The following is a 6677-nucleotide window of genomic DNA, read 5'->3' as shown; positions in this document are numbered from 1 at the left end:
GTCCTTTCCTAGAACCTGTTGTTGTGGTGATTTCAGATTCTAGGACGAAGGCCGTTCTTCGTTAAACGAGCGCTAGGGTGTCACCCTTACACCAACATTTTCGACGCGATCTAAAGGGTGGTTTAGCTGCGGGTTTGCCGGTTCCTTTGGTTGCTTTGGCATGACTGGCGCCCACGAATTTAAAATCGAGGGCAAAAAGTTCTTGGTAAACCGCGCGCGGCTATGTTAGTATCTCTTTTGCCGAAAGGCGACGGGCGATTGGCTCAGGGGTAGAGCATATCCTTCACACGGATGGGGTCACAAGTTCGAATCTTGTATCGCCCACCATCAAAAGCACAGGTCAGAGGCGTTAAGCCTCTGGCCTTTTTCTTTTTGATACCAAGGGTGACACAAGAACTGACACCAAAATCGAATTGCAGTCGTATAAGGCGTCATTTTATATCGCGCCCTATTTACCGACGCCATTGCATGTTTTGTATATAACGCATGGGTATTTTCATTGAATTACCCATGTGATCCGCGCGTAAATGTGGAGACAGGGACCACACGCCCAGAGCTCCTTCCAGCGGATTTCTATCACACGAGGGATCTTCGGCAGAACTCGTCAAGCTATTGGTTTGCTTCCGGTACTTACCCGCATGAAGGCCCAGTAGATTATCGGCCATGCCCGTGATCCACACGGCCCGCGGCCGAAACCAGGGGAGACGCAAATGGACGAAATCGTCTGCGCAAACACCGCATTCCGCTACTGGCGCTGCCCGCCGCAGGTGCGCGATCTCTACCCGCGCCTACCCAACTCCGAAGACGGCTGGCGAGCTCTATCCCAATCGCCCTTTGTAACCGACGTCCTCAAGACCCCGATTATCGCTGTAGCTTCGCCAGGTTGTTGCAATCACCACTCGGGATTGCGCTCCACTATTCGCTGGGAAGGGGCATCGGAAGCCAGCGCAACAATCGACACTCATTTAGGCTTTAGTGTCACCAATCCGCTTAACACGTTATTTACTATGACACGCTTTGTGTCTCAAATAGATCTCGTGCTGGCTATGTACGAACTTTGCGGCTGGTTTTCTGTTTTCGAGCCAACTCCCGCTGCCGAAATGCAGCTAAAAATGGCAGAAGAGGAGAATCGTAATTCCAGCACACAGGATCTGTTCGAACTTGGAGAAGGCGAAGACGAGGTTCCTTGGAAACGAGTTTATGCCCACGCAACCGTAAAGGACCCAGTTAATGAAGGCAAAACGAGCAAGCGTGAGGATGGAAGAGAGGTTACGAAACTCAAAGGTACTTCTCTTTGGATGAGAAAGCCGCTTATCGAACTGAGCGACCTGCATCGATTCGCCGATAAGGTCAAAAGTCAAATGTGGGGAAAGCAGTTTTATGATGCCGCTCAACAGGTTATCGGCATTGCTGCATCTCCACTCGAGGTCGCGGGGGCCCTGCTCCTAAGTCGTTCTCGACGTCTAGGTGGTTCAGGTTTCAGATACGTATACCTCAACGATTTAACCCCTCTATCCGAGGCAGCCCAAAGCATCGCAGGTCAAAAGGTCTGCTACGGCGACATCGTAATTGTGAACCCAATGCTAATGAAGGCAGTAATTATCGAGATTCAAGGTGAAGTCATCCATGGATCAGGCGCGGTACTTGACCACGATGCGGAACGTATGACTGCGCTCCAGAGCATGGGTTTCGACGTGTTCCTGGTAACCCACGATATGCTTAACGACAAAAAGCAGCAAGACACCATAGTCAAAAGCGTCTGCAGTCGTTTGGGGATTCGATATAAAGCCAAATCCGAGGCGATGAAGCGCGCCGAGACGCGACTGCGAGCAAATGTTTTGTGCAACTGGTTGGAAATCGGGAATTAGCCGGCAACGAGATACTAGAACAACCTTGTTTGACTGCCAGCGAATTAGTGCCATTTCAAAACCATGCCGGATTACGGGGCTGGACCCGGACCGGCCGTCCATACCCTGCATTTCACGAAATTCGCAAGTCGTCTACCTGCGGTTTTGATTTTACCGATTACGGCATGCCCGAGGGTTCCCGGCCTGGCCCCGTAAACCGGCATGGTTTTGAGATCGCCGGGTGGGCGGGGGCGCGATTGGTCCCGATAATGGGCCTGGTGCCGGCGGGATGGCCGTTGGGCGGATGGCGGCCCGCGCCGCGGAAGCGAAAAAACGGCGGCCGGCGGGACTCGAGATGTCCCAAGGGCGCCGGAGAGGGGGCGGCGGCGTGGCCGCCGCCCGCGGGGCGCGCCCCCGCGGGCCGGATCGGGCACCGCGGGCCCCTCGCTCCCGAGCCCGTCCCGCATCCCCGGCCCCGCCGCCGAAAGATTTTTCCGAGATTGTCCTTGCATCGGCGGGGGAGTTCCCGTATAGTACTTCTTCGCACGGGGGCGTAGCTCAGCTGGGAGAGCGCTTGACTGGCAGTCAAGAGGTCAGGGGTTCGATCCCCCTCGTCTCCACCCGAGCATTGAATGAGGCTCCAACGCAAGTTGGGGCCTTTTTTCATATCAATCGTCCTGCAGTTTATCTTTACTTAGTGGCTGTTGAAGTAAATCCATCCTAAATTGCAAATATGAATGAAATTAACGCCCTACGCCATTGCAGGCCAAAATAAGGCGTCAACGCAATGTAAAGAGGCCAGGCGTGTTGCCCGGCCTCGAAATACTCTGGTGGGCCCTCCGGGATTCGAACCCAGAACCCAGGGATTATGAGTCCCCTGCGCTAACCGTTGCGCCAAGAGCCCTTATGTACTGTGATAATAATTTCAACAATGGAAATTCATTTCCCATCGGGTTAAATCACGATTTGAAATACTACCATGCACAAGCATGTCGCACAACGCACGATCAAGCCATGTTTTTAACACCCGGTATTCCCTGACAATCAAGATGCATCACAAGAAATATCACTGGATGGGAATTGTTCAAGCCATTATCCCAAGACTGCAAATAGAGTTAACCATCGGCGAACTGGTGCCATTTCAAAACCATGCCGGATTACGGGGCTGGACCCGGACCGGCCGTCCATACCCTGCATTTCACGAAATTCGCAAGTCGTCTACCTGCGGTTTTGATTTTACCGATTACGGCATGCCCGAGGGTTCCCGGCCTGGCCCCGTAAACCGGCATGGTTTTGAGATCGCCGGGTGGGCGGGGGCGCGATTGGTCCCGATAATGGGCCTGGTGCCGGCGGGATGGCCGTTGGGCGGATGGCGGCCCGCGCCGCGGAAGCGAAAAAACGGCGGCCGGCGGGACTCGAGATGTCCCAAGGGCGCCGGAGAGGGGGCGGCGGCGTGGCCGCCGCCCGCGGGGCGCGCCCCCGCGGGCCGGATCGGGCACCGCGGGCCCCTCGCTCCCGAGCCCGTCCCGCATCCCCGGCCCCGCCGCCGAAAGATTTTTCCGAGATTGTCCTTGCATCGGCGGGGGAGTTCCCGTATAGTACTTCTTCGCACGGGGGCGTAGCTCAGCTGGGAGAGCGCTTGACTGGCAGTCAAGAGGTCAGGGGTTCGATCCCCCTCGTCTCCACCCGAGCATTGAATGAGGCTCCAACGCAAGTTGGGGCCTTTTTTCATATAGGCACACAAGGTCAAAGGCGGCACCATGATCCTCCTGGTCGACAAGATCGAAAAAAGCTTCGGCGCGCGCGTCCTCTTTAGCGGCGCGTCCTTTCAGATCAACCCCGGCGAACGCTTTGCGCTCGTGGGACCCAACGGCGCCGGCAAAACCACCATGCTCAAAATCATCATGGGTATCGACAGCCCCGACGCCGGCCAGGTCCAGTACTCCAAGGACTGTCAGGTGGGCTACCTCGAGCAGGAAACCAACCTGGAGCACAAGGATACGACCGTCCTCGCCGAGGTCATGGCCGCCGCCAAGGAAATCCGCCGCATGGGTGAGCGCGCCAACGAGCTGCAGGCCCAGATCACCGAGCTCTCTGAGCAGGGCAAGGACGTCGACGCGCTCCTTAACGAGTACGGCCAGGTCCAGGACCGCTTTGAGCACTTGGGCGGCTACGAGCTCGAAAGCAATGCCCGCAAGATCCTGTCCGGTCTGGGCTTTAAGGTCACCGACTTTGAGCGCCCGTGTTCCGAGTTCTCGGGCGGCTGGCAGATGCGCATCGCGCTGGCCAAGCTCTTCCTGCGCCATCCCGACCTGCTACTTCTGGACGAGCCCACCAACCACCTGGACCTCGAAAGCGTCCAGTGGTTGCGCGGCTTTATCGCCAACTACGACGGCGCCGTGCTCATCGTCAGCCACGACCGCGCCTTTATGGACGCCTGCGTCGACCACGTCGCCGCGCTCGAGAACCGCCGCGTGACCACCTACACCGGCAATTACAGCAGCTACCTCAAGCAGCGCGAGGACAACTTGGAGCAGATGCGCGCCAAGCGTGCCGCCCAGGAGCGCGACATCGCCCACATGCAGGTTTTCGTCGACAAGTTCCGCTACAAGCCCACCAAAGCCGCCCAGGCGCAGGAGCGCATCCGCAAGATCGAGCAAATCAAAAAGGAGCTCGTCATCCTGCCCGAAGGCCACAAGCACATCGACTTTAAGTTCCCCGACCCGCCGCGCTCGGGCGACATGGTCGTGGGCCTAGAGGGCGTGTCCAAGTCCTACGGCAACAAGCACATCTATAGCGATATCGACCTCAAGCTCTATCGCGGCGAGCACGTGGCGCTCGTCGGCCCCAACGGCGCCGGCAAGTCCACCCTCATGAAGATCATCGCCGGCCTGGAGCCGCCCACTACCGGCACGCGCGACCTGGGTACCAACGTGGGCGTGGCCTATTACGCCCAGCACGCGCTCGAAGGCATGACCGAGTCCAACACCGTCCTGCAAGAAATCGACACCGTCACGCCCAAGTGGACCGTGCCGCAGCAGCGCAGCCTACTGGGCGCCTTCCTGTTTAGCGACAACGATTCCATCGAAAAGCAGGTTCGCGTTCTTTCCGGCGGCGAAAAGGCGCGTCTGGCCCTGGCTAAGATGCTCGTGGCCCCCGAGGCACTTCTGTGCCTGGACGAGCCCACTAACCACCTGGACATCGACTCGGTGGACATGCTCGAGAACGCCCTGCAAAACTTCCCCGGCACCATCGTGCTGATTAGCCACGACGAGCACCTGGTGCGAGCCGTGGCCAACCGCGTGATCGATATCCGCGATGGCAAGGTCACGGTCTATGACGGCGACTACGACTACTACCTCTACAAGCGCGAGGACCTCGCGGCCCGCGCCGCCGCCGAGGCGGCAGGGGAGAGCACACCTTCCGCGGCCAAGCCCACCAAAGCCAGCGCCGCCCAGGCCGATACCCCCGCTGCGGCCCCCAAGCCAGCCGAGGGCAAAAAGACCAAGGAGCAAAAGCGCGCCGAGGCCCAGGCCCGCGCTGCGCTCAACAAAAAGCTCAAAGGCGTGCGCAACCAGCTCAAGAAGATCGAGGCCGAGCTGGACAAGAAGCGCGCCCGCTATGACGAGCTTATGGAATTGATGGCGAGCGAAGAGCTTTATGCCGATCAGGATAAGTTCAACGCCGCCCTGGGGGAATATAACGGCCTTAAGCAAGGGCTGCCCAAGCTCGAGGACGAATGGCTGGAGCTTTCCACCCAAATCGAAGAGGAGACCGCGCGTGAACTCTCGTAAGGCCGCTGCCGTGGCGATGAGCATCATCGCCATCGCCTGTCGCATCTGCGGCATCTTTATGAGCGCGATGACCGTGCTGCTGTGCTTTAGCGGCCTCTCCGCCAAGCTGCAGATTGTGGGCTTTGTCGTAGAGCTTTCGCGCGCGCTGCCAAGCGCCATCGCCGGCTACGGCGTCATCACATCGCCCTTTGGCGGTGTGTTCCGCCTGGATTACGCCATCGTGGCCGTCATCCTGTTTGTGGCCGACTACCTGCTCACGCGCGCCTCGCGCCGCGTCCGCTAGGGGAGTGCCATGTCCAGCAGCTACCTCATGAACCTGCTTGCCAGCGCCGTCGCCGTCATCGTGGGCATCGTGATCCACGAGAGCGCGCACGCCGCCGCGGCCTGGGCGCTCGGCGACAAAACGGCCCGTTCGCGCGGCCGCGTCTCGCTCAACCCGCTCAACCATATCGACCCGTTTGGCACCATCATCCTACCGCTGCTCATGCTCGCCGCCGGCGGCCCGGTGTTCGCCTTCGCCAAGCCCGTGCCGGTCTACCTCAACAACCTCAAGCACCCTAAGCGCGACGAGGTCTTGGTGAGCGCGGCAGGCCCCGCATCGAACATCGCACTGGCGTGCCTTGCGGCCGCCATCATGCACGCAGCATACGGCAACCTCTACACCAGTATGTCCTTTGCCGTAGCGTCCCAAATCATGAACTTCGGCGCCACCTTTATCGTGGTCAACCTGTCGCTTGCGTTCTTTAACCTCATCCCGATTCCGCCGCTCGACGGCTCGTCTATCATCGTGCCGTTTCTCAAAGGCAAGGCGCTCACCAATTACTACCAACTGCAGCAATACGCCATGCCCATACTCATCATTGTGCTGTATCTGCTGCCCATGTGGACCGGCATCGACGTGATCGGACGATATTTCGACGTTACCGTGTATCCGCTCGCTGGGCAGCTGCTTAACTTCGCAATCGCCGGCATCTAAGGTAAACTTACAGGTCGACCGTGCAAAACGGTCGCAACATGCACCCAAACCGCGCCGCGA

The 6677-nt window shown here is 58.6% G+C and carries 4 protein-coding genes and 4 tRNA genes; 7 read left to right on the top strand and 1 reads right to left on the bottom strand.

What is annotated here, in order from left to right:
* Positions 1-252 precede the first annotated feature (252 nt).
* The 3 genes from ACTQ1S_RS08030 (at position 253) to ACTQ1S_RS08020 (ending at position 2467) form a co-directional block, all read left to right on the top strand.
* Positions 253-327, top strand: a tRNA-Val gene (locus ACTQ1S_RS08030).
* 383 nt (positions 328-710) lie between these two features.
* Complete coding sequence (locus ACTQ1S_RS08025; protein WP_441547475.1) at positions 711-1868, top strand: hypothetical protein; 1158 nt, start codon at positions 711-713, stop codon at positions 1866-1868.
* A gap of 526 nt (positions 1869-2394) precedes the next feature.
* Positions 2395-2467 (top strand) — tRNA-Ala (locus ACTQ1S_RS08020).
* A gap of 208 nt (positions 2468-2675) precedes the next feature.
* Here ACTQ1S_RS08020 and ACTQ1S_RS08015 read toward each other — a convergent pair.
* Positions 2676-2751, bottom strand: a tRNA-Ile gene (locus tag ACTQ1S_RS08015).
* A 708-nt stretch (positions 2752-3459) separates the two neighbouring features.
* Between ACTQ1S_RS08015 and ACTQ1S_RS08010 the strand changes: the two genes are divergently transcribed.
* From ACTQ1S_RS08010 to ACTQ1S_RS07995, 4 genes are all read left to right on the top strand, one after another.
* Positions 3460-3532, top strand: a tRNA-Ala gene (locus ACTQ1S_RS08010).
* 75 nt (positions 3533-3607) lie between these two features.
* On the top strand, positions 3608-5641 hold the full coding sequence (locus tag ACTQ1S_RS08005; RefSeq protein ID WP_441547474.1) for an ABC-F family ATP-binding cassette domain-containing protein: 2034 nt from the start codon (positions 3608-3610) through the stop codon (positions 5639-5641).
* The gene (locus ACTQ1S_RS08000) at positions 5628-5924 is read left to right on the top strand and encodes a hypothetical protein (protein WP_427717404.1); all 297 of its coding nucleotides are present in this window, start codon (positions 5628-5630) and stop codon (positions 5922-5924) included. The genes ACTQ1S_RS08005 and ACTQ1S_RS08000 overlap by 14 nt, the downstream gene beginning before the upstream one ends.
* 9 nt (positions 5925-5933) lie before the next feature.
* On the top strand, positions 5934-6617 hold the full coding sequence (locus ACTQ1S_RS07995) for a site-2 protease family protein (protein ID WP_441538759.1): 684 nt from the start codon (positions 5934-5936) through the stop codon (positions 6615-6617).
* Positions 6618-6677: the final 60 nt, after the last annotated feature.

The organism is Collinsella sp. LCP21S3_D3 (assembly GCF_052118305.1).
In the GTDB taxonomy this organism is placed as follows: domain Bacteria; phylum Actinomycetota; class Coriobacteriia; order Coriobacteriales; family Coriobacteriaceae; genus Collinsella.
This window is presented reverse-complemented; position numbering and strand designations above follow the sequence as displayed.

What these genes read in the sequence shown, in the direction of transcription:
- ACTQ1S_RS08025 (WP_441547475.1), top strand. Translation starts at nt 711, where the DNA reads ATGGACGAAATCGTCTGCGCAAACACCGCATTCCGCTACTGGCGCTGC.
- ACTQ1S_RS08005 (WP_441547474.1), top strand. Translation starts at nt 3,608, where the DNA reads ATGATCCTCCTGGTCGACAAGATCGAAAAAAGCTTCGGCGCGCGCGTC.
- ACTQ1S_RS07995 (WP_441538759.1), top strand. Translation starts at nt 5,934, where the DNA reads ATGTCCAGCAGCTACCTCATGAACCTGCTTGCCAGCGCCGTCGCCGTC.